A 23,268-nucleotide genomic window follows, 5' to 3' on the forward strand; every position below is an offset into this window, starting at 1 on the left:
CACTTCAGACATAGTTAAGTCAAGCGGATATTTACATATCCGCATATTTCCATGGATATAACTTCAATCCATTCTCTATCCACAACAGTAATTCTAGAATCTAACCCGAATCATGCTTACAATATCTTTTAATGCAGCTGCTTTTTCACTATATTCCGCTTCCGTCATAGGTTCTGTAATAAATGCAAATTCTCCCATAACATCCTTGGGTTTTACCACTTGAAACTGGCCAAAAATTTTAGAAACTTCTGCTTTGGTCTCTTCATTATCTCTGCCAATTCGTACAAAAAATCTATGGGAACTTTCCTTTATACTTATTAAATCTAGTTTCTTACTGCTCCATATAGTCATAATATTAGTGCCCAGATGTTTTGTTGCATCCACTACATCAGCTACTACTGCACTGGCGGTAGGAAGTTTGCCGGCACCGCTGCCATAAAACATAACATCGCCAATTACATTACCTCTGACAAATATTCCATTAAATACATCATTTACACTATAGAGTGGGTGATTGGCATTTATCATCATTGGTGCCACCATTGCACAAACCCCTTCTCCCTCTTTTCTGCTTGTACCTAGGAGTTTTATTCTTGCATCTAATTCTTTCGCATATTTAAAATCAATATCTGTTATTTGGGAGATCCCTTCTGTATAAATATCTTCAAAATCCACCTGCATGCCAAATGCAAGAGAAGAAAGAATTGCAATTTTTCTGCATGCATCATATCCTTCAATATCTGCTTCCGGATTACGTTCAGCATATCCTTTCTCCTGGGCTTCTTTTAATGCTGACTCAAAATCCACACCTTCTTCACTCATTTTGGTTAAGATGTAATTGGTAGTTCCATTTAAGATGCCGGTGATTTCTTCTATTTCGTCTGCTGTTAAAGATTGATTTAAAGGACGAATAATTGGGATGCCTCCACCAACACTTGCTTCAAATAAAAAGTTGACCTTTTTCTCTTTGGAAAGTGCTAATAATTCAGCACCATGTTTTGCAACCAGCTCTTTGTTGGAGGTACATACACTTTTTCCCTTTAAAATAGCTTCTTTTACAAAGGAATAAGCCGGTTCTACACCACCCATAACCTCCACTACCACTTGAATTTCCGGATCATTTACAATAATATTATAATCATGGACGATCTTATTTTCTATAGGGGTTCCTGGGAATTCCTTTAAATCTAGAATATATTTTATATTTATTTCTTTTCCGCACCGCTTATTAATACTGTCTCCATTTATATCTAACACTTCAACAACACCTGATCCTACAGTGCCATAACCTAGTATTGCTATATTTACCATATTCGCCTCTTTTCTGCATAAGACAAATTATTGCCAAGCTCTATAAAATGTCATTATTCCTGCTAATTGATTATCTGATCTATTTATTACTTATTATTCTCTTGCTAGTATCTTAATATAATGAACTCCATCTAAAGCTTCGATTTCATCAAATATGACTGCGGCATCTAATATCTGGGGTGGAATTTCAATACTTAAAGTTAAGGAAGCAATACCATTTACCGGAATACTTTGATGTATAGTTAGTATATTGGCGTTATTCTTTGCAACGCAGTTTAATACACAGGATAGGAGGCCAGGAATATCATCTACCTGTAACATAAAGGTAATTGTTTTACCTCTTGCATTCTCGTGAAATGGAAATATATCATCCTTATACTTATAAAAAGAACTTCTGCTAATTCCCACTATATCTGCTGCTTCTTGAACTGTTATAACTTTTTCAGAATCTAATAGTCTTTTTGCTTCTACCACTTTCAGCAATACTTCTGGTACTGCTTTTTTCTTTACAATATAATATTTACCTTCATTCATTCTATTCACCCTTCATCCTCTGGGAGGTTTGTTTTTGCAGGAAGTACACATGTCTCTCATAGAAAGATATACTATCACACTTTATTTTAAATTTCAACTAATTTTTGAATAAATTTTCATTCTATATGCAGAATATACAAAAAGAGTTATCCCAATTGCGTATTGAGACAACCCTTCTTATAAATATGGTTTTTGAATTCGGAAAAGTTCACTATTGATTTTCCATTAAAAGTTCTATATTTTCTTGCTCTTTCTCCGTTAATATTCCATTGTGATCAAGAAGTATAATCATACGCCCGTTTATATTAGCAATACTTTTTATATAGGATGTATTCTTGCCTTTTACTATAATGGGCGTTTCGCTGATATTTTCATCTGGAATTTCAATAATTTCTTTCACCGCATCCACTTCATATGCCATCATAATATTATTGGATTTGGTAATTACCAGTTTGGTATTTTCATCAATTCCCTTTTCTTCCAATCCAAACTTTTTGCGTAAGCTGTAAACAGGAATTACATCTCCGCGAAGGTTAATAATTCCTTTTATACATTCTGGTCCATTGGGAACTCTGACAATATCGGTGTATTTTTCAATAGCATTCACAATCATAATATCCAAACCGTATTCTTCGTCTCCCAATGCAAATATTACCTGCTTTGTTTGTGCTGACTTTATCATTTGCGTTCCTCCTATCTCATATACTGCAAGTTACTATTTATATATTTTGATTTTGGATTTCATTAGTACTTTTTATATTAATCCATTTTAAATATTCGTTAATAAAAGGATCTATATAGCCGTCCAATACGTTAGAAACATTTCCAACTTCTGCATTGGTCCGGTGGTCTTTTACCATAGTGTATGGCTGCATAACATAGGAACGTATCTGATTGCCCCATCCGATTTCTTTCACTTCACCACGGATTCCAGATTCCTTCTCCTGATTTTCCTGTTTCTTCAATAAATATAATTTTGCTTTTAACATTTGCATTGCCTTATCTTTATTCTGAAACTGAGACCTTTCATTCTGGCACTGTACAACAATTCCTGTAGGTATATGAGTAATTCTGATTGCAGAGGAGGTTTTGTTTACATGCTGTCCTCCTGCACCGCTGGACCGATAGGTATCTATTCTCAAATCACCTTCATCAATTTCGATACCGGTATCTTCTTCAATATCCGGCATAACATCACAGGATACAAAGGAGGTCTGTCTTTTTCCTGCTGCATTAAATGGTGAAATACGCACCAAACGGTGAACTCCATGCTCAGACTTTAGGTGCCCATAAGCATTGACTCCGTTGATTTGTATGGTTATGGACTTAATGCCTGCTTCTTCTCCATCTAAATAATCCAGTACTTCAGTAGTATAGCCTTTTTTATCCGCCCATTTCTGGTACATCCTAGAAAGCATACTTGCCCAGTCGCAACTTTCTGTTCCTCCTGCACCTGCATGGAGAGTCAGTATAGCGTTATATTTGTCATATTCATCCGATAGAAGGGTATTAAGGCGTAATTCTTCCAGATTCTCTATGAATTTCTTTAATGTTTCTTCTATCTCAGGTATAAGGGATTCATCATTCTCTTCATAGCCCATCTCTATTAAAGTTTCAATATCTTCGTATTGACCTTTTAAAAAACAGTATCCGTCTATTATATCTTTTAAATTTTTTAATTCTTTTACATAGCCCTGAGCCTTCTCTGCTGAATCCCAAAAATTAGGTTCCTCCATAATATGCTCAAGCATGGTCACTCTCTCCTGTTTATTTACCAGGTCAAAGTGAATCCCCCACTTCTTTTAATGGCCTTTCATAAGAATTAAGAGTATATTTTAATTGATCTAATTCTACCAATATATCACCACTTTCATTATATTATTATTCTCATTCTAAAGACTGATTTTAATCAAAGAATCCAACGATTGAGAGATTTGAGCGAAAATTCAGCAACGCTAAATTTTCGCTCAGAATGACATCGTTTTTACTCAGATTAATGGCTTATTCCGGTTGATATATTGCCCGGATCAGCATACTTTACTCTCCTTGACATAACATGTCAGCTTATATACTTTACTAAACTAAATGCTTTCACGGAGCATAAATATGGTTAAGCACTCTTTCCATGGCAATACTTATACTTCTTGCCGCTGCCGCATGGGCATGGATCGTTTGGCTGAATCTTTTTACCGACTCTGCGAACCGGTCCTTGTTGAACAGAATCGTCCTTGTTGGTTCCGGTCACTTTAGCAACTTGCTCACGTTCTACTTTCTGCTCGATTCTTACATGCATTAAAGCTTTTACCGTATCTTCACTGATTGCTTCTGTCATTTCATCGAACATTTCAAATCCCATGAATTTATATTCTACCAGTGGATCTCTTTGTCCATATGCCTGTAAACCAATTCCTTGACGTAATTGATCCATATCATCGATATGATCCATCCATTTTCTATCAATAACTCTAAGCAAAATAACACGTTCAATTTCTCTTAACTGTTCTTTTTCCGGGAATTCTGCTTCTTTTGCTTCATAAAGTTTTACTGCATCTTCTTTTAACTTTTGCATTAATGCATTCTTCTTTAATCCGGTTACCTGGTCTAAGGTAATTGGCTCTAAAGGTATAATAGGCAGAATGTGATTATTTAAATCATCTAAATCCCATTCTTCCGGACTTTGATCATCACTGATAGATCTGCCTACTGCCTTTTCAACTGTATCAGTAATCATTTTATAGATAGCATCTCTCATGCTTTCGCCGTCCAGTACGCGCCTTCTTTCTGCATAGATGATCTCACGCTGGTCATTATTTACCTGATCATATTCAAGTAAATTCTTTCTGATACCAAAGTTGTTATTTTCAATACGTTTCTGGGCTTTTTCGATAGCACTGCTTAACATCTTATGTTCAATTTGTTCTCCATCCGGTAAGCCTAAGGAATTGAACATACCCATTAATCTTTCAGAACCGAATAGACGCATTAAATCATCTTCCAAGGAAATGAAGAAGCGGGATTCACCCGGGTCTCCCTGACGTCCGGCACGTCCTCTTAACTGATTATCAATACGTCTGGATTCATGACGTTCTGTACCAATAATCTTAAGGCCTCCGGCTTCTTTTACCCCTTCACCAAGTTTAATATCAGTACCACGGCCGGCCATATTGGTTGCAATAGTAACTGCTCCAAGCTGACCTGCATCTGCTATGATTTCTGCTTCTAATTCATGGAATTTCGCATTTAATACTTTATGAGGAATATTTTTTTTCTTTAATAAATCACTTAATTCTTCGGAAGCTTCGATAGTAATAGTACCTACTAATACCGGCTGACCTTTCTTGTGTGATTCCACGATTTCATTAACAACTGCATTCAGTTTTTCTTTCTTAGTCTTATATACCGCATCTTGTCTGTCATTACGGACAACCGGCAAATTGGTTGGAATCTCAATAACGTCCATTCCATATATTTCTCTGAATTCTTTTTCCTCTGTTAATGCTGTACCTGTCATACCGCATTTTTTATCATATTTATTAAAGAAATTCTGGAATGTAATCGTAGCTAAAGTTTTACTTTCTCTTTTTACCTTAACTTTTTCCTTTGCTTCAATAGCCTGATGAAGACCATCGGAATAACGTCTTCCGGGCATAATACGTCCGGTAAATTCATCTACGATTAAAACCTCGTCATCTTTTACTACATAGTCTTTGTCTCTAAACATTAAATTATGGGCACGTAATGCCAATATGATATTATGCTGTATTTCAAGATTCTCAGGATCAGCAAGGTTTTCTATATGGAAGAATTCTTCTACCTTCTTTACACCTTCTTCGGTTAAGTTAACATTCTTGTCTTTTTCATTTACAATAAAATCACCGGTTTCTTCAATTTCTTCCTTCATAATTGCAGCCATTTTGGTAAGTTCTGCACTTTCCTTACCACGAACTAACTGTCCTGCAAGAATATCACATGCTTCATATAATCTGGTTGATTTACCGCTTTGGCCGGAAATTATAAGAGGTGTTCTTGCTTCATCAATTAATACAGAGTCCACTTCGTCAATGATGGCATAAGGTAAGCCTCTTTGTACTAATTGCTCCTTATAAATAACCATGTTATCTCTTAAGTAATCAAATCCCAACTCGTTATTGGTAGCATAGGTAATATCGCAATTATAGGCTTCTCTTCTCTCATCATTATTCATACTGTTTAAAATTACGCCTACTTTTAAACCTAAGAATTCATGTATTTGTCCCATCCACTCAGCATCACGTTTTGCTAAGTAATCATTAACGGTAACGATATGAACACCTTTACCCTCTAAAGCATTCAGATAAGCCGGTAAAGTAGAAACTAATGTTTTACCTTCACCGGTACGCATTTCCGTAATTCTTCCCTGGTGAAGAATCACACCACCTATTAACTGTACCCGGTAATGTCTCATGCCCAGAGTTCTTTTTGCCGCCTCTCTTACTACGGCATAAGCTTCTACTAATACGTCGTCTAGCGTTTCCCCATTTTTTAGTCTATTTTTAAATTCTACTGTTTTATTTCTTAATTCTTCATCTGAAAGTTTTTCCATTGAAGGCTCTAATGCTTCTATTTTATCAACGATTGGATAAACTAATTTTAATTCTCTTTCACTGTGTGTACCAAATATCTTTTCTAAAAAACCCATATTTTTTCACTCCTGTATTATTTGGATTGGTTCGCTAAATTACAACTTCCCTCATTATATTTATATATTTTACATTTCAGCATATATTGTAACATTTACATAGATAGTAATCAACTCTTTTTATAATTGTTCATTTTCCGTTCACATTTTTTCTTTCTGTACACAATACCGTAATCTTTTGTTTAAAATATATCAAATTATAATGAAACATACAACAGAAAAAGCTGCCGTATTGAACTTACGGATTCAACTGATTGGTTGTCTCCAGCAAAGCTTCTGATACGACAGCTCATTACTAATCCTTAGCAATTAAATTTTGTTTTGTTGTAATTAAATCCACTATTAGAATTCTGGTTCAATTAGACCGTAAGTGTTCCCCTTGCGTTTGTAAACTACATTAACTTCGTCTGTTTCCGCATTACGATATACGAAGAAATTATGGCCTAATAATTCCATCTGAATACAAGCTTCTTCCGGATCCATAGGTTTGATTGCAAACTTTTTCGTTTTAACAATTTTAATAGAATCATCTTCTGCATAATCGTCTTCAATAAAAGCCTGATTAAAATTAACTGCCGCTTGTTTTTGTTCTATTAATTTATTTTTGTATTTTCTTAATTGACGTTCAATAATCTCTTCTACTAAATCGATGGAAACATACATGTCATTACTAACTTGTTCGGCACGAATAATAGTTCCTTTCATAGGGATAGTTACTTCAATTCTCTGTCTTTCTTTTTCCACACTCATAGTTACATGAATTTCAGTATCAGGAGTAAAATATCGTTCCAGCTTGCCAATCTTCTCATAAACAGCTGATTTTAAACCTTCTGTCACATCAATATTTTTACCGCTAATTATATAACGCATTATGACCAACTCCTTTTTAATTCATATTGTATTACTATATAAGTATTATATCACATGGCTGATTATGTGACAAGCAAATAAAAAACACCCCTCCTATCTTTCTTTCTTCCATTTTATTTTATTATTATTGATAATTCTATTTAATCTGTCATTATTTACCCAAAATTCGAATAATTAGAAAACAAATTATCTTTTTATTTGACAATATAGGTTAACTGTCTCAACAATTCATTTTCCTTTATTTTTGTCATATTTATCATTACTTACAAAACAGATTTTCGTCCTTGACAAGGATTTTATATTCGACAGGGGTGGTTGATAAATGTGGATAATGTGGATAACTCGGTGTATAACTCTCTTTTCGTTAAAAATGAACGCTTAAAATTGTGGATAACTTTTGGATGAATGGGGAACCATTTTTGTCCAACTTTATTTTTTAAGAGCACTTTTTTATTATTTGTGCACTTTGTACATGTCCCTATTTGTCAATAGGGCTTTTTTTCTTTTTGTAAAAAGCAAAATTATATACTATTTGCCAAATATTAATCAATTTTCAAAATATTTAACTACAATTCAAAAAACTCTGCCCTTTATACCATTTTATCCACGATTATTTCCCTTTTATGGGTCGAAACAGTTTTAAATAAAAAAATGTCATTCTAAACCTAAGCCTAGAATGACATTTATATATTGTTCTTTTATTATGTTTTATTACTTGTATATTATTCGTTAATTACCATCTATATACCCTAAAATACTCTTCTTACAATATAAGGTGTACGATATTTATAATTGGATATCTTAATTCCATCTCTTTGGTTAGAGGCATGTACAATTCTATCATTTCCAATATAGATTGCAACATGGTTTACATTACCACTGCTGTTACGATAGAAAATCAAATCTCCCGGCTGACGTTCTGATATATCCACAACATATCCTGCTGACTGAGATTGTTCACCTGATGTACGTCTAATACTCTTTCCAAAATGGGAATAAATAGCTCGAACGAAACCGGAACAGTCTGCACCATTGGTTAAGCTTTCTCCACCATAAACATATGGATTACCAACAAATTTAACACCGTAGTCCGCTATCTGCTGACCGTTTCCGGAACCGCTGCTGGAAGGTTTCTGTGTTTCCTTTGCTGGTTCTTTTGGAGTGTTGGATGTATTGGATGTATTAGTAGTATTAGTAGTATTTGAATTTGCCGCTTTCTGAACTGCTTCCGCCTGCCTTTGGGCTTCTGCCTTTCTGGCTGCTGCTTCCGCTCTTTCTGCTTCCTGTTCCCTAGCAAGGGCTTCTAATCTTTCTATCTCAGCTTGCTTAGCTGCTTCTTCTGCTGCCAGCTTAGCCTGTTCTTCTTCTATGGAGATTGCATAATCAAATTTAACATCTATATTAATAAGTTCTTTAGAAACGAAGCCTGTTTCCACATCATCAATCATGATTTCCGCCCATTCTTCGTATTCCTTAATAATATAATAACTTTCTCCTAATGGAACCATATTAATTATCTTAGTATCGGTACCTTGCCCTTCTCTTACAAAAAGAGTTTCTGTATTGACCGTAGCATACTTAGTTGCAAATTCTTCGATTAAGCTTTCTGCCTCTTCTCCGATTGCTAAATATTCTGCCTTAATATAGCCATCCACTTTACCGGAATGAATTTTAACCCATTCCCCTTCAGTTTCTAAAATATCCGTTGCACAGCCACGATATAATTTACCTACAATTTCACTTTCTGTATTCGGTTCTGTTCTTATATTAACATAATCATTGGCAACGGATATACCCAAATTGGCATATGGGGAAACAACTTCTGTCATCTTCTCTTTAGGATTTTCTTTTGAAGATATAGTTTCTAATACTGCTTCCGCTTCTCCTACCTGGTCTTCCGGAACCACATCATAATACTCATCAATCTTTTGTGTAATTCCGGCTATAGGTTTATCAGATGTAATTGTAGAAGCTTTCGCAGTTACTGTAGTACCTAGTGACAGAAATGCTCCGGCAGCGAAAAGGGATACTTTAACCACAGTTCCATTTATCATATGAAAGTTGACCTCCTTAAAAGATTTCACAAGTGAAAATCTTAAAATCATCTCATTAGTTTAAATAAGTTTTACAAATTAAAATTAATTGTTACAAATCTATTAAATTTCTGAGGTCATTATATCAAACTATACTACGTCTGTCAACTATTAAACTGGTAAAAACATGGTTAATTATGACCAATTATTTTAATTATTCAGAATATTTCTAGTTATAATGCAAAAAATTAGATTAAAGAGTATTTAAATACTTTTCTACCGCTGTAATGGCATTGGCACCATCTGATGCTGCAGTTATGATTTGTCTCAGTTCTTTTGTACGGATATCCCCTGCTGCAAAAACACCGGATACATTGGTCTTGCAATCTTCCCCTGCAATAATATATCCGTTTTTGTCCATATTAATGATATCTTTATAAACTTCTGAGGTTGGAATATTGCCAACTGCAATAAATATGCCATCTACCTCCAGGGCCTTAGATTCTTCTGTTTTTACATTCTTTACTTCTATTTGAGATACCTGTTCCTGACCAAGTATCTTTTCTACTACCGTATCCCAAAGTATTTCAACATTTTCCATAGAAACCAGTTTGGAGGTATAGCTTTTTGCAGCTCTGAATTCATCTCTTCTGTGAATTACATATACTTTTTTACATAGCCTTGCCAAGAAAATTGCATCCTCCACCGCTACATCTCCGCCGCCCACTACTGCAGTTACTTTATTTCTAAAGAAAGCACCGTCACATGTAGCACAATAAGATACACCTAAACCGGATAGTTTTTCTTCTCCCTCTACCATTAGCTTACGTGGTTTTGCACCTGCTGCAATAATTACTGCTTTAGCAGAATAGGAAGTACCCTCATCCAGGGTTACTTTCTTAATATCATCTTCTACCTCAAATTTCACTGCTTCGCCGGTAATGAAATTCATATTTAACTTATCACAATGCTCCCTGAATTTAGTACCTAAATCAAACCCGCTGATGCCTGGAATTCCAGGATAGTTATCCACTTCATAGGTATTGATAATTTGTCCCCCGCTCATAGGGGCCTTCTCAATAATTATAGTGTCTAATTCTGCTCTTCCTGCATAAATTGCTGCTGCCAGACCTGCAGGACCGGATCCTATAATAATTAAATCATAAATTTTATTCATATAAATAACCCGCCTTTCTTCAATACCTGCAAACTTTAAGCCCAGGCACAAATTGGTGTGAGAAAAATCAACAATTTTTCTCACTACCTCCGCCCTGGTGTTTTAACACCTTCTTCTGGGACTAAAAAACTCTTTTCCTATTATAGAAAATATATTATAATAAAAATAGAGTAAAGGATTTGCAAGCTTGCTTGCAAAATCCTGAGCGTAGTTTACAAAGATTATGAACACTCTCTTGTTCATGATATAATATATTATAACATATTATAACAATCAAGAACAATCCTATTCGATTTTTCTTTGATGTATGTTTCGCAGTACCTAATTTTCTACTAAAGAGGAGGTGTACTCATGGATGTTGCATTGGCATCAATGGCACTTAGTCAATCTCAATTAATGACCAGCGTTAGTATTGCAGTACTGAAAAATAGTATGGATACGGTGGAGGTCTCCGCAGACAGCATGATAAAAATGATGGAACAGTCTGTTACCCCTAACGTAGGTCAAACTATTGATATTAAATTATAATATCGAAAATGTTAGGTAAAAAGGCTATTGTAATAACAAATGTTATTACAATAGCCTTTTCATATATTATGAAAGAATATGATTGATATAAATTGACAGGGATGTATTATTTACCTCGTTTATAGAGGGACTGGGCATCTGACTGATGATCTCTCCCCAAATCATCAAGGTTACACATACAAGAATACCTATTAACAGACTTGCTGTCATTAACCGCTTCTTTTGTTGATAAGACAGGTTGTTTTCCCCGGTATCCTGAAAAGAACTCATTTCCATGTTTCCGCCTGGTTTAAATAATCCTTTTATAAAGGTCCATCTTCCTGAATTCTTTGCTATGGCACGATAAACAATAAATGCCAGAACACTTCCAACAAGTGCGGGAAAAGCGTAAGTCCGTAAAACTAAGCTAAAATCCATTTGGAAGTTTGCCTGAATACCTTCTATGGTTTCTGCAGAATTAAAATATCCTGATCCATAAACTTTTTCAAGGTATTCCATCATCTTTGGGTATAAAAACATAATTAATACGGAGTTTCCATTGATAAAGAAATGTACTATCATAGTTGACAAGATGGAATCCGTAGCTTCTATCAGAAGGGCAAATATAATACCCATAATAAATGCATAAGAAAATTGATTAAAATTCATATGCATGATGCCAAAAAGAAATGCACTTAATAGGATGCCTTTTATGGGACTGACTTTTCTATACTCATTATAAAATATCCCGCGATAAACCGTTTCTTCCAGTACACATGGTATAAAGGCAATAATAAACAAACTAATGATAAAGCCATTATTTGTAACAATATTCTCCATAAGCCCGGCTGTATCATTCTTTACAAAAAGCATTGATATAGCATTGATTAAAGTCATCAAAGGCGAAATTAAATAAGAAAATATAATAATTAAAACTATATTAGACCCTTTAATTTTATTAAACCGAATGGCTTTTCCTATGCTGTTTTTGCTAAGTGCCAGATATATTGCTGAGGGAAGCACTAAAATTATTTGCGAAACCAGCAGTATTATAAAATAATTATCTGTATAATTAAAAATCCATTGGTTTATGAAATTTCCCACTAAAGAAAGTAATACTGTGGCAAAAAACACGAAATTAATTGTTCTTACTCTATTCATTGACTTACTCCTGTCTTCCCATTTTGTAACTGCGTATTTTAATTATAACATAAGCTTATATAGAAACCTTTCATTATAGTACTTCTTTCTCTGCTTTCCTTACTATAATATTTAACCAGCTTTCATCACGCTCTGTTCTAATATCGGAAGTCTTCCATATCTCCATAATTGTCAAGTCTCTATGTTCTTCCAAAATTTCTTCAATATCATGAAATTTATAGTCAGCAAAATAACGGCCATTACGATATCCTTGGAAATCTCCATATTTAAAAGACATATATAATACTCCGCCAGGATTTAAACTGTCCGATATCTTGCCCAAGATTTCATGTAATTGTTCCGGCGTAGTATGTAATAAAGAAGCACAGGCCCAAATACCATCAAAAACTTCCTGAAAATCCAACTCACTAAACTGCATATGAAGTACATCCTGTCCAATATGTATGGATGCAAGCTGGCATAATTCCTCTGAACCATCCATTGCAGTAACGTCAAAACCTTTATTAATAAAATAAAGACTATCTCTTCCTGAACCGCAGCCTAAATCTAATATATTACCCGCTTCCGGCAGGTAAGAAATAAACTTCTCCAAGATATCTTCAATATTCAAATCCACTGTATTTTCAAAATATATACTGGCGTTCTTATTATAATAATCAATCGAGTCCAACCAAAACCATCCTTTCAAATTAAACCAATACTCCTATTATTTTGATACGATATTCTAATTATATACTATATGGTCAAGAATTTCATTAACTTTATGGAATAAATTTAGTCTTATCTATATAATTCCTAAATATACCTTCTTCTTTTAAAAAAATATATCAAATAATTTAGAATAATGATATAATAGAAGGGAAATGAAAAAATTGCACCCTTATATGCAATTCTAAGTGGAGTACCATGATCATGAACGACTTTTTATCCATGAATATAATAGAAAGGGAGTAAGGGATGTGTCAAGGTTATAAACACACTTTACTTCAATAATACATGGTAAATAATAAAAGGAGTATTACAATGTATAGTTTCAAAAGCCGTGTTCGCTATAGCGAGGTTGATAGAAATAGAAAAATGGATTTAACCTCAATAATAAATTATTTTCAAGATTGTAGTACATTTCAATCAGAAGACATTGGATTAGGTATAGGCTATCTTTCAGATAAGAAACGTGTATGGTTATTAAATTCCTGGCAGATTATTGTGAACCGCTATCCTGTTTTAGGTGAGGATATTACTACTTCAACCTGGGCTTATGATTTTAAAAGTATGTACGGCTATCGTAATTTTATGATTCAGGATTCTCATGGAGAAGTTGCAGCGGTTGCCAATTCCATCTGGGTATATCTTGACTCTGAAACCTACCGCCCTGTTAAGGTTACTGAGGAAGAGGTGCGTGGTTACTTAGCTGAAGAGAAATACAATATGGAATATGCCCCCCGTAAAATAGATATACCTGAGAAGCTCACCAGATTAACATCATTCCCTGTTATCCGTTCTAATATCGATACTAATAATCATGTAAACAATGGGCAATATATTAAAATGGCAGAAGAATTTTTACCTTTGGGCTTTCAGATCAAACAAATGCGTGCAGAATATAAAATGCCTGCTGTTCTGGGTGATACTATAATACCTTACATTTCAAAAGAAGATAATAAATGTACCCTAGTGCTGTCAAACACAGAGGACAAGCCTTATGCCATAATAGAATTTACACAGTGAGGAATAATACTAATCTACGTTAGAAAATCTTCGGAAAACCGCATTTAGATTGTTTTTTGAACACATATTAGTTATAGTATTTCATAATAAAATGTTACAATAGGAGGCTTTATGATAAAATTAGGAGAAATTCAAATTCTGAAGGTTATTAAAACTTCTGATTTTGGAGTATATCTAGGAGAATTTGCAAACAGTGAAGAAAAAGTACTCTTACCAAAAAATCAGGTACCAAAGGATATAAAGATTGGTGAGGAAATTAAAGTATTTATATACAAAGATTCTGAAGACAGAATCATAGCAACAACTACCATTCCCCAATTAACATTGGGTAAAACAGCGCTATTAAGAGTAAAAGAAGTAACCTCCATTGGTGCATTCCTTGATTGGGGACTGGCAAAAGACTTATTACTTCCATTTAAAGAACAGACTGCACGAGTTCATACGGGGGAAGATGTGTTAGTTGCCCTCTATATCGACAAAAGTAACCGTCTATGTGCTACCATGAAAGTATATGATTATCTTTCATGTGATTCTCCATATAAAAAAGATGACCGTGTTATAGGAATTGTATACGAAATCATAGATGCATTTGGCGCTTTTGTTGCTGTTGATAACCTTTATTGCGGTTTAATACCTTTAAAAGAATTGCATCGTCCGTTAAAACCAGGTGATAGTGTAGAAGCAAGAGTAATCCATGTAAAAGAGGATGGTAAATTAGATTTAAGCCTTCGTGAAAAAGCCTATGTACAAATGGACGCAGATGCTGAAATGATTTTCAAAAAGCTTCAAGAAGCCGGCGGCTTTTTACCCTACCATGATAAAACAGATTCCGAAGTAATTAAGGATCAATTCAATCTGAGTAAAAATGCTTTTAAACGCGGAATCGGCCGCCTTCTTAAAGAAGGCCGCATCCATATTACCGATTCCGGTATTAGTGAAATAAAATAAAATTTTGCTATAATTCCATAAATGAAATAAAACTCCGAAAATGCTGTTCCTGCTTATAAAGCAATTCTGCACTTTCGGAGTTTATAATTTAACTCATATTGTTATTGTTCTTTGGTTTTTCCACATCTTTATTATCCAGAAAACGCATTTTGGCATTGTCTTTATAATCTTTTCTTTTTGGTTTCGGTTGTGGTTCCGGTTCTCTATAAATATTACTTAAATTATTTGCCAGTTTATCTTTGCAGGATTGGCAAAAACGTCCGGTACGAATCATGGTACCACATTTTTCACATTCTATTCCTACTACTGAATTATCAGCGAAGGCAAGGCGTTCTTCTCTTATCCATTTTCTGATTTGACCGGGTGTTACATCATTTTCTTCGGAAACTTCTTGTATACCGGCACCAGGATGATCATATAGATATGATTTTACTTGCCCGAACTTCTCATCCAGTTTTTTTGAACAATTAGGACATAAACTTGATACCCCTATATAATTAAATAATTTACCACATTCATTACAATTTCTAACATCCATTTCTATAACCTTGCTCCTTTCAAAGTATTGAAAGAACAAAATTCTTTCAACCTTTTCTCCTTAGTATCCTTTCCCAATGCAAATACTAATAAAATAAACTTCTTCTATTCCATTTTGCAGTAAAATTCCTGTACACGCTTCCATGGTGCTTCCTGTAGTATATATATCGTCGACCAACAATACTTTACGAACTTTTCTATTATATTTCACTTCGTATTGAAGCAGCTCTTTTTTAGAAAAAGTAAATGCTTTCAAAAGATTCTTTAATCTTTCTTTATCATTTAATTGTTTCTGAGGCAACGTTTTACGGTCTCTTTTTAGAAGATGAGAAATAACCGGTATATTTAGCTTTTCACCGATTCCTTTTGCCAGGACTTCAGCTTGGTTGTATCCTCTTTGAATTTGTTTGGATTTATGAATGGGAATTGGAACTAAAACATCTGGTGCAATTTTTTGGATTTCTGCACGAAATTTTTTAACTAATTCTTCTGCGTAGAAATCACTATACTCCTGCCTCCCATGAAACTTAAACTCCGCAATGGATTTTTTCATGTTGGCGTCATAAACCCATAATGCAAAACCTTTTTCATACTGGTGATGTTTTGTAAAACAGTCCAGACAATATTCAATTTCTTCTGAATCTATAGGTTTACTGCATTTTTTACATCGAGGTTCTTCTATAGGTATTAATTTTGATTTACATGGGGGACAAGCTAATTCTCCCCTAGGAACTACTATTTTCCCACAAATGGGACATCTTCTTGGATACAGTATATTGGTAATTGTCTTTAGTAAAATATTCTCCCTCATCTTCACCTATTCTAATAAAGTTTAGCAGGATAAACCCCTTTATCAACCAACGCCTGAATTGATTCTGCAACCAATTCCTTATCTTCTTTATATGTTACACCAAACCATTTGTCTGTAGTTCTTAGCACGTGTACCACTGCTTTATCTTCCTTAATGAGTGAACCAACTACTTCCGGAAGTAAATATTCTGCTTTTAATTCTGTTCCGTTCTTCTGAAGGAATTCAACAAATCCTGTTTTTAACTCTTTTAAGAAATCCGGAGTAAAGCCCCACATGTTCATTGATACAGCACTTTCAATATCAATTTCAATTGGATTTCCTGCTTTATCAACAGCTACTGCCTTATCCCCTTCTTGTTTTATTCCGCTTGTTTCAACAATGTCTACTAAGATTCCCTGTTCATTTACCTTGCATACACCTCTGGTAACAGTACCGTTTTCACTTAAGGTATTGCCAAGTATAAAACCAGCCATGCATACATCATATTTATCAGAATTGTTTGTACTGTTTACTAAATAATCGTGAATCTTAACGAAAGCATCTTTACCATAATAATCATCTGCATTAATAACTGCAAATGGTTCCTTTACTACATCAATACAGCTTAATACAGCTTGTCCTGTTCCCCATGGTTTTGTTCTTTCAACCGGCTTTGTAAAGCCCTGAGGAAGATTGTCAATTTCCTGGAATACGTATTCTGTTTCAATTTTTTTTTCTATACGATTGCCTATAACTTCTTTGAAATCTTTTTCCAGATCTTTTCTTATAATAAACACTACCTTATTAAATCCAGCTTCTATAGCATCATGAATGGAATAATCCATAATGATTTCTCCACTGGGTCCTACAGGTTCTAACTGTTTAATTCCTCCAAATCTGCTGCCTAATCCAGCAGCCATTATAACCAATGCTGTCTTTTTCATAATACTATTCCTTTCCAATCCTTGTTATATCATTTTATTAATACCTTGCTATTTCATTATATTATACCTTATTATCATTAAAAATGCACCTATATTTTTAGTCACTGGCCCATAATTACATTCTATTATATGGCTTCTAATTCTTTTATCCGATCAGATAAACTGGAGTATCTATGCTGTTCGCTTTCGTTATCAATCATTACCTGTACCGTATTCTCACTGCCAACTATAACTACACAGTCTTTGGCACGTGTTACAGCAGTATACAGAAGATTTCGATTAAACAACATTCGAGGTCCTGATAATAGCGGCATTATAACGGCAGGATATTCACTGCCTTGAGATTTATGAATAGTAATGGCATATGCCAATTCCAGCTCTTCTAACTGGCTAAAGGTATACTCCACCATTCTTCCTTCATCAAATTCAATGATAACCAGCTCTGCAAAAAGATTGATTTCTTTAATGATTCCCATATCACCATTAAATACACCGGTTCCACTTTCTGTTGTAATACCATATTTACTCTTCGATTCCCAAGTAAGCTGATAATTATTTTTAATCTGCATCACTTTATCCCCTTCCCGGAAGATACAGTTGTGGAATTCTTTTTCTTTTTTATTTGAATTAGGTGGATTAATGTACTGCTGCAATACTTGATTTAGCCGCTCTACTCCTAATTCCCCTTTTCTCATGGGGGTTAATACCTGAATGTCAAAGGTAGTGGCATTAACGTACTTCGGGATTTTCTGGCTGACTAAGGTAATTATATTTTGGATAATTATATTGGTATTATCTCTTTTTAGCAGGAAAAAGTCTTTGCTTTTATTATCCAGCTTTATACTTTCTCCTGCATTTATTTTATGTGCATTAACAATAATATCACTTTCAGATGCCTGTCTGAAAATCTTAGTAAGCTTAACTACGTTAAAATTATGGGAATTTATAATATCCTTTAATACATTTCCTGGACCAACGGAAGGAAGTTGGTTAACATCCCCAACCAATATCAAACGTGTTCCTACGGTAATAGCCTTTAATAAGGAATTCATAAGAGTAATATCCACCATTGACATCTCATCTATAATAATAACATCCGTTTCTAGTGGATTTGCTTCATTTCTTTCAAAAAGTAATTTACTGTCTAAATCACCGGACATTCTTGAAATTTCTAACAATCGGTGAATGGTTCTGGCCTCATAGCCTGTGGTTTCGGTCATTCGCTTGGCTGCTCTTCCGGTAGGTGCAGCTAATAGAATATCCATTCCTTCCGCTTCAAAAAAACGGATTATGGCATTTATGGTGGTGGTCTTACCGGTACCGGGTCCGCCAGTAAGTATTAAAATGCCATTTCTGGCAGCTTCTATTACCCCAGTCCTTTGCAACTCATCCAGTTCAATTTTAAACTGTTTCTCTACAGAAACTAACCTTTGCTCAATTTCTGTAATTGTAAAATCATGCTTTATATTTAAGTCACACAACATCTTTGCTGTATTTAGTTCCATATAATAAAGGCTGGTGCCATAGATTAATTTCTTACCTTCAGCTTCACGGATCATGATCTTCCGATCCATAGCCAGATCTGTAATATGATAATCCATGCTCTGGGCAGCTATTCCTAATAACTCTGTGGTCTTATATTTTAGTATTTCTTCTGGTAAGTAGACATGCCCAGCACCGCTGGCCTGCAAAAGCACATACAAAAGGCCTGCCTTAATTCTATAATCCGAATTAATTCCAATTCCTACTTTAGCGGCAATTTCATCGGCTAACTTAAAACCAATCCCACTGATATCCTCTGCCAATCTATAGGGATTTTCTTTTACCACATCATACATCTTTTGTCCGTATTCTTTATATATCTTAACTGCAAAAGTATTTGATATGCCATATTGTTGTAAAAATAACATGGCATCACGCATATCCTGTTTTTCTTCAAACTGATTTGCTATTTCTCTTGCCATTTTCTCGCTGATACCTTTTACTTCTGAAAGTCTTTCCGGTTCCTCTTTCATTACTCGAAAGGTATCCTCCTTGAACCTTCTGACAATGCGGGCAGCAAGGGCATTTCCGATACCTTTAATGGCTCCGGAGCCTAAATAACGCTCCATAGACTGTATATCTTCCGGCTTCTTAAATTCATAACTTTCTACCTGAAATTGTTCTCCATATATTTGATGTTCTATATAACTTCCACTGGCTTTGATAAAATCCCCTTCACCAATAAAAGTAAAAGAACCAACGCAAGTAATCTCCGTATCATCGTTTACCAAAGACAGTACCGTATATCCGTTTTCCGTATTCCGAAAGACTATTTTTTCCACACAGCCTTCTAAAATTTCAGCCACCGAGTCACCTCCTTAAGAGTAAAAAAGGAACAGCTATGTAGATAACTGCTCCTTTTATGTATCCTATTAGCATACTATCTGATAGCATACTTTTTTAGCTTCTTTTCATTGATTCATAAAGCATTTGTGCGATGCCTAATTCTCCGCTTTCCGTAATATTCTCCGAATACTTCTGATAGAGCATATCACCAAAATAATTCATATAATCATTTTCTTCTTCGCTATTTGGAACAGTTTTTCTCATTGCTTTGATTACTTGCTCTACAAAATATGTTTCAAAGCTCTTACAAGCTTCCATTAAATCTTCGTCCGGCATCTTATCTATATTATTATCTTTTAATTTGGATTCCAGTTTCTTTGTGCCTGAATTCTCCATATTGGAAACAGGGAGCTGAAACATGGAACCGCTTCCGATTGATATACTCATAATAGTAACCCCGACTTTCCTCTTATCGTATATTATCTGCGTAAATTGTTGGCCTGTTGCAGCATTTCATCTGTTGCTATTATTGTCTTTGAATTCATTTCATAAGCTCTTTGGGCAACAATTAGATCTACCATCTCATTAACTGCCTGCACATTAGAACCTTCCAAATATCTTTGAACCACTTTACTTTCTGCCAGGTTAGGATCTTCAGTCTCCAGTCTGGCTTCTCCCGAGTTATCTGTAGGTTTTAATATACTATTTGATACCTTTTCCAAGCCAGCCGGATTATTAAATTGGGCAAGTCCGATTCGCATTTTAAGTTGCTCTTCATCTCCGGTTTCACCTTTATAAGTAAAGTTGCCTTTATCATCTACCTCAATTAAAGAAGTATTATAATCGGAAGGAAATACAATTGGATTCCCCTCCTTATCTAATACAGGGCGTCCTTCTGCGGTTGCCAGAGTTGTACCTTCTGCTCCGATGGAAAGAATAAAGGAACCGTTTCGGGTATATCCCACACTACCGTCCTCCATTTGGATCATGAAAAATCCATTACCTTGTATTGCAAAATCGTAATCATTGCCTGTTTCGAGCAATGTTCCCTGGGAATACTGGGATAGGATAGCTGAGGTTCTTACACCTAAGCCTGCCTGAATTCCTACCGGCTTTAATTCACCATTGGCATCCGTAGAGTTTGCCTGAATGGTTTGATATAATAAAGATTTAAATTGTGCTGCTTCTTTTTTATAACCTGTTGTATTAATATTGGCTAAATTATTAGATATAGTATCAACATTGGTTTGCTGTGTCTGCATACCAGATGCTGCTGTCCAAAGTGAACGCATCATAATCCTCTCAAGTCCTTTCTTTTGTACATCTATTAAATATTATCTCAAGTCACTTTATTGTACTAATTATCAAACCTTACCCACTGAATTAACTGCCTGGTCCAGCGTACTGTCTACGGTTTGAATTACTTTTTGATTTGCTTCATAAGCTCTTGTTATAGCAATCATATTAACCATTTCAGATACTACATTCACATTGGATTGTTCAGTAAATCCCTGGTGTACGGAAGCCTCTGCGGGTATCTGGGTCCCACCCTCAACCATACTGTACATATTTTCACCATATTTTTTAAGATAATTATAATCTTCAAAATCAGTAATTAAAATTTTATCTACAAGTACACCATCTGCATACACGGAGCCGTCCCTGTCTATTACAATATCCGATGCATCAACAGGAACTGAAATGTTACCGCCTTCACCTATCAGCCTGTTACCGTTCATGTCAACAATATTCCCTTCATGGGTCATAGTAAATGAACCGTCACGAGTGTAAAAGATTTGTTCATTACCATTGTTATTGGCTACGGCTACCTGAAAGAATCCTTTTCCTTCTAAAGCTATATCAAAGGTATTACCGGTTTCTCGTAAAGAACCTTGTTCAAAATTAGTATAAACCTCACCTAATTTTACACCTAAATTCATCTTACCTATTGGTCTTTCATGGTATAATTCAGATGCATCTTTAATCTTAATAGTCAGAACATCGTCAAATGACTGTGTAGTAACATTGTCTTGTTTATATCCTACTGTAGCAGCGTTGGCTAAGTTATTTGATATAATGTCTAAACGTTTCTGTTCATTTGCCATTCCGGTCCATGCAGTATATAATCCTCTTACCATATGCTCTCCCTTTCCATGGTTATGCTTTCGTATTAAAATAACTTAATATATATATCGTACAAAATGAAATTTTTATTAATCTTTTTATGATTTTATCTCTTTTAACTTATTATATCTGCTAGTCTCTTTTCCCACTTAAAAACTCAACAAACTTACCGGTTCCAATAGCAACTGCGGTCATAGGATCTTCTGCCGTCATAGTTGTAATTCCGGTCTTTTCTTCAATCAATTCTTCCAAACCATACAATAAGCATCCGCCGCCTGTTAACACAATGCCTCTGTCAGCAATATCTGCTGCTAATTCAGGGGGGGTTTTTTCTAACACGCTATGAACAGCTTCTACAATCTGAGAGGTGGTTTCTCTTAAAGCCTCTTCTGTCTCATCGGAGGAAACAGTAATGGTTTTAGGTAAACCAGTAACCAGGTTACGGCCTCTAACATCCATTGTTACGGTTTCCGGTCTTTTATAAGCAGAACCTATTTTAATTTTAATATCTTCTGCTGTTCTCTCACCAATTAATAAATTGTGCTTTTTGCGCATATATCTAACTATAGCTTCATCAAAATCATCACCGGCTATTTTTATGGAAGTACTTACTACTGTTCCGCCTAAAGAAATAACCGCTATATCAGAAGTACCGCCGCCTATATCAACAATCATATTACCGCATGGTCTGGATATATCAATACCAGCACCAATAGCAGCTGCAATTGGTTCCTCTATAATCGCAACTTCTCTTGCACCAGCCTGATAGGTTGCATCTTCTACTGCTTTCTTCTCAACTTCAGTAACACCGCTTGGAACACAAACGCTGATTCTGGGTTTGCGGAAGCGTTGCTTACCTACAGCTTTTTGAATGAAGTACTTAAGCATTTTTTCTGTAACTGTATAATCAGAAATAACACCTTGTCTTAAAGGTCTTACTGCAACAATATTACCGGGTGTTCTACCAAGCATTAATCTTGCTTCCTCACCAATTGCTTTTATCTTATTGGTATCCCTGTCAAATGCAACAACTGAGGGCTCTTTTAATACAACACCTTTGCCCTTCATATAAACTAAAACACTTGCGGTACCTAAATCAATTCCTATATCACTGCCTAGCATATTATAGTTCTCCTTTCAATTCTTGTGATACCCGTTTTTTCTTCTGAGTATAAATGTATAACTAGCTTGTCTATCGGATTTATCAATTTTTTAGTTTTTTATTTTTCAAATCTATTCTTTTACGCTGTTTAAATATAGTTGGTTACATTATTAATTGGACTTCAATTACACAAAATTTCATTATTCGTTTTTGTCTTCTTTTCTATTTTTTCCAATACCATACCGTTTAAACATACTCTATATCATTATATACATATTTTTGGAATAATTCAAAGGAAATTTTTATATTTTCGAAGAAATTTGACAAATTTAAGTTTTCTGTTAGAAATAAGGAAATATCTAGCTGTAGAGACATTAGAATATTCAAAAAAATCCCCTGCAAAAGCAGGGGATTTCATTTTTATCAGTTATCTAAATTCATTAACGAAATTCGTAAATGAAAAGGTTACATTACTCAACGATAGTAGCAACTTTAC

General features: G+C 34.8%; 21 protein-coding genes. 3 read left to right on the plus strand and 18 right to left on the minus strand.

Going from position 1 to position 23,268, the window contains the following annotated elements; all coding sequences use genetic code 11:
- Positions 1-93: 93 nt before the first annotated feature.
- The 8 genes from BM183_RS15010 to trxB all read right to left on the minus strand — a co-directional run bounded on the left by BM183_RS15010 (position 94) and on the right by trxB (position 10,603).
- Positions 94-1,311, minus strand: a complete 1,218-nt coding sequence (locus BM183_RS15010; protein WP_091687686.1) for a homoserine dehydrogenase — start codon at positions 1,309-1,311, stop codon at positions 94-96.
- 93 nt (positions 1,312-1,404) lie between these two features.
- Complete coding sequence (locus BM183_RS15015; RefSeq protein WP_091687687.1) at positions 1,405-1,845, minus strand: ACT domain-containing protein; 441 nt, start codon at positions 1,843-1,845, stop codon at positions 1,405-1,407.
- 211 nt (positions 1,846-2,056) lie between these two features.
- A complete protein-coding gene (locus tag BM183_RS15020; protein WP_091687688.1) occupies positions 2,057-2,527 on the minus strand; it encodes a chemotaxis protein CheW in 471 nt (156 codons plus the stop codon).
- A gap of 37 nt (positions 2,528-2,564) precedes the next feature.
- Positions 2,565-3,702, minus strand: a protein-coding gene (gene prfB / locus BM183_RS15025) for a peptide chain release factor 2 (protein WP_097014369.1) whose coding sequence is annotated in 2 segments (ribosomal slippage) — positions 2,565-3,626 and positions 3,628-3,702 — 1,137 coding nt in all. Because the reading frame shifts where the segments join, the coding sequence is not laid out codon by codon here.
- Positions 3,703-3,955: 253 nt separating this feature from the next.
- The gene (gene secA, locus BM183_RS15030) at positions 3,956-6,523 is read right to left on the minus strand and encodes a preprotein translocase subunit SecA (RefSeq protein ID WP_091687690.1); all 2,568 of its coding nucleotides are present in this window, start codon (positions 6,521-6,523) and stop codon (positions 3,956-3,958) included.
- Between the two features lie 342 nt (positions 6,524-6,865).
- Positions 6,866-7,393 (minus strand): ribosome hibernation-promoting factor, HPF/YfiA family, encoded by a 528-nt coding sequence (gene hpf, locus BM183_RS15035; RefSeq protein WP_091687691.1) that lies wholly within the window; start codon positions 7,391-7,393, stop codon positions 6,866-6,868.
- A 749-nt stretch (positions 7,394-8,142) separates the two neighbouring features.
- Positions 8,143-9,447, minus strand: a complete 1,305-nt coding sequence (locus tag BM183_RS15040) for an NlpC/P60 family protein (protein ID WP_170848035.1) — start codon at positions 9,445-9,447, stop codon at positions 8,143-8,145.
- Between the two features lie 232 nt (positions 9,448-9,679).
- Complete coding sequence (trxB, locus tag BM183_RS15045; protein ID WP_091687709.1) at positions 9,680-10,603, minus strand: thioredoxin-disulfide reductase; 924 nt, start codon at positions 10,601-10,603, stop codon at positions 9,680-9,682.
- Between the two features lie 351 nt (positions 10,604-10,954).
- Between trxB and BM183_RS15050 the strand changes: the two genes are divergently transcribed.
- Positions 10,955-11,131, plus strand: a complete 177-nt coding sequence (locus tag BM183_RS15050; RefSeq protein ID WP_091687693.1) for a YjfB family protein — start codon at positions 10,955-10,957, stop codon at positions 11,129-11,131.
- A 66-nt stretch (positions 11,132-11,197) separates the two neighbouring features.
- Here BM183_RS15050 and BM183_RS15055 read toward each other — a convergent pair whose 3' ends face one another.
- Together BM183_RS15055 and BM183_RS15060 are read right to left on the minus strand one after the other, a co-directional pair.
- On the minus strand, positions 11,198-12,271 hold the full coding sequence (locus tag BM183_RS15055) for a CPBP family intramembrane glutamic endopeptidase (RefSeq protein ID WP_091687694.1): 1,074 nt from the start codon (positions 12,269-12,271) through the stop codon (positions 11,198-11,200).
- Between the two features lie 73 nt (positions 12,272-12,344).
- Positions 12,345-12,941 (minus strand): class I SAM-dependent methyltransferase, encoded by a 597-nt coding sequence (locus tag BM183_RS15060; protein ID WP_091687710.1) that lies wholly within the window; start codon positions 12,939-12,941, stop codon positions 12,345-12,347.
- Between the two features lie 353 nt (positions 12,942-13,294).
- Between BM183_RS15060 and BM183_RS15065 the strand changes: the two genes are divergently transcribed.
- Together BM183_RS15065 and BM183_RS15070 are read left to right on the plus strand one after the other, a co-directional pair.
- A complete protein-coding gene (locus BM183_RS15065) occupies positions 13,295-13,999 on the plus strand; it encodes an acyl-[acyl-carrier-protein] thioesterase (RefSeq protein ID WP_091687695.1) in 705 nt (234 codons plus the stop codon).
- Positions 14,000-14,110: 111 nt separating this feature from the next.
- The gene (locus BM183_RS15070) at positions 14,111-14,947 is read left to right on the plus strand and encodes a CvfB family protein (RefSeq protein WP_091687696.1); all 837 of its coding nucleotides are present in this window, start codon (positions 14,111-14,113) and stop codon (positions 14,945-14,947) included.
- 88 nt (positions 14,948-15,035) lie between these two features.
- On the opposite strand, the gene BM183_RS15075 is transcribed toward BM183_RS15070, so the two are convergent.
- The 8 genes from BM183_RS15075 to mreB form a co-directional block, all read right to left on the minus strand.
- On the minus strand, positions 15,036-15,485 hold the full coding sequence (locus tag BM183_RS15075; protein ID WP_091687697.1) for a flagellar protein: 450 nt from the start codon (positions 15,483-15,485) through the stop codon (positions 15,036-15,038).
- A gap of 60 nt (positions 15,486-15,545) precedes the next feature.
- On the minus strand, positions 15,546-16,295 hold the full coding sequence (locus BM183_RS15080) for a ComF family protein (RefSeq protein ID WP_091687698.1): 750 nt from the start codon (positions 16,293-16,295) through the stop codon (positions 15,546-15,548).
- Between the two features lie 11 nt (positions 16,296-16,306).
- On the minus strand, positions 16,307-17,218 hold the full coding sequence (locus BM183_RS15085; protein WP_091687699.1) for a nucleotidyltransferase family protein: 912 nt from the start codon (positions 17,216-17,218) through the stop codon (positions 16,307-16,309).
- Positions 17,219-17,343: 125 nt separating this feature from the next.
- Positions 17,344-19,566: an SF1B family DNA helicase RecD2 gene (gene recD2, locus BM183_RS15090; RefSeq protein ID WP_091687700.1), complete on the minus strand. Its 2,223-nt coding sequence runs from the start codon at positions 19,564-19,566 to the stop codon at positions 17,344-17,346.
- A gap of 94 nt (positions 19,567-19,660) precedes the next feature.
- Entirely contained in the window at positions 19,661-19,993 is a 333-nt protein-coding gene (locus BM183_RS15095; protein ID WP_091687701.1) for a rod-binding protein, read from the minus strand.
- Positions 19,994-20,025: 32 nt separating this feature from the next.
- A complete protein-coding gene (flgG, locus tag BM183_RS15100; protein WP_091687702.1) occupies positions 20,026-20,841 on the minus strand; it encodes a flagellar basal-body rod protein FlgG in 816 nt (271 codons plus the stop codon).
- A 69-nt stretch (positions 20,842-20,910) separates the two neighbouring features.
- Positions 20,911-21,684, minus strand: a complete 774-nt coding sequence (gene flgF / locus BM183_RS15105) for a flagellar basal-body rod protein FlgF (protein ID WP_091687703.1) — start codon at positions 21,682-21,684, stop codon at positions 20,911-20,913.
- Positions 21,685-21,802: 118 nt separating this feature from the next.
- A complete protein-coding gene (gene mreB, locus BM183_RS15110) occupies positions 21,803-22,792 on the minus strand; it encodes a rod shape-determining protein (RefSeq protein ID WP_091687704.1) in 990 nt (329 codons plus the stop codon).
- Between the last annotated feature and the right edge of the window lie 476 nt (positions 22,793-23,268).

It is taken from the genome of Anaerocolumna aminovalerica (assembly GCF_900115365.1).
Lineage (GTDB): Bacteria > Bacillota > Clostridia > Lachnospirales > Lachnospiraceae > Anaerocolumna > Anaerocolumna aminovalerica.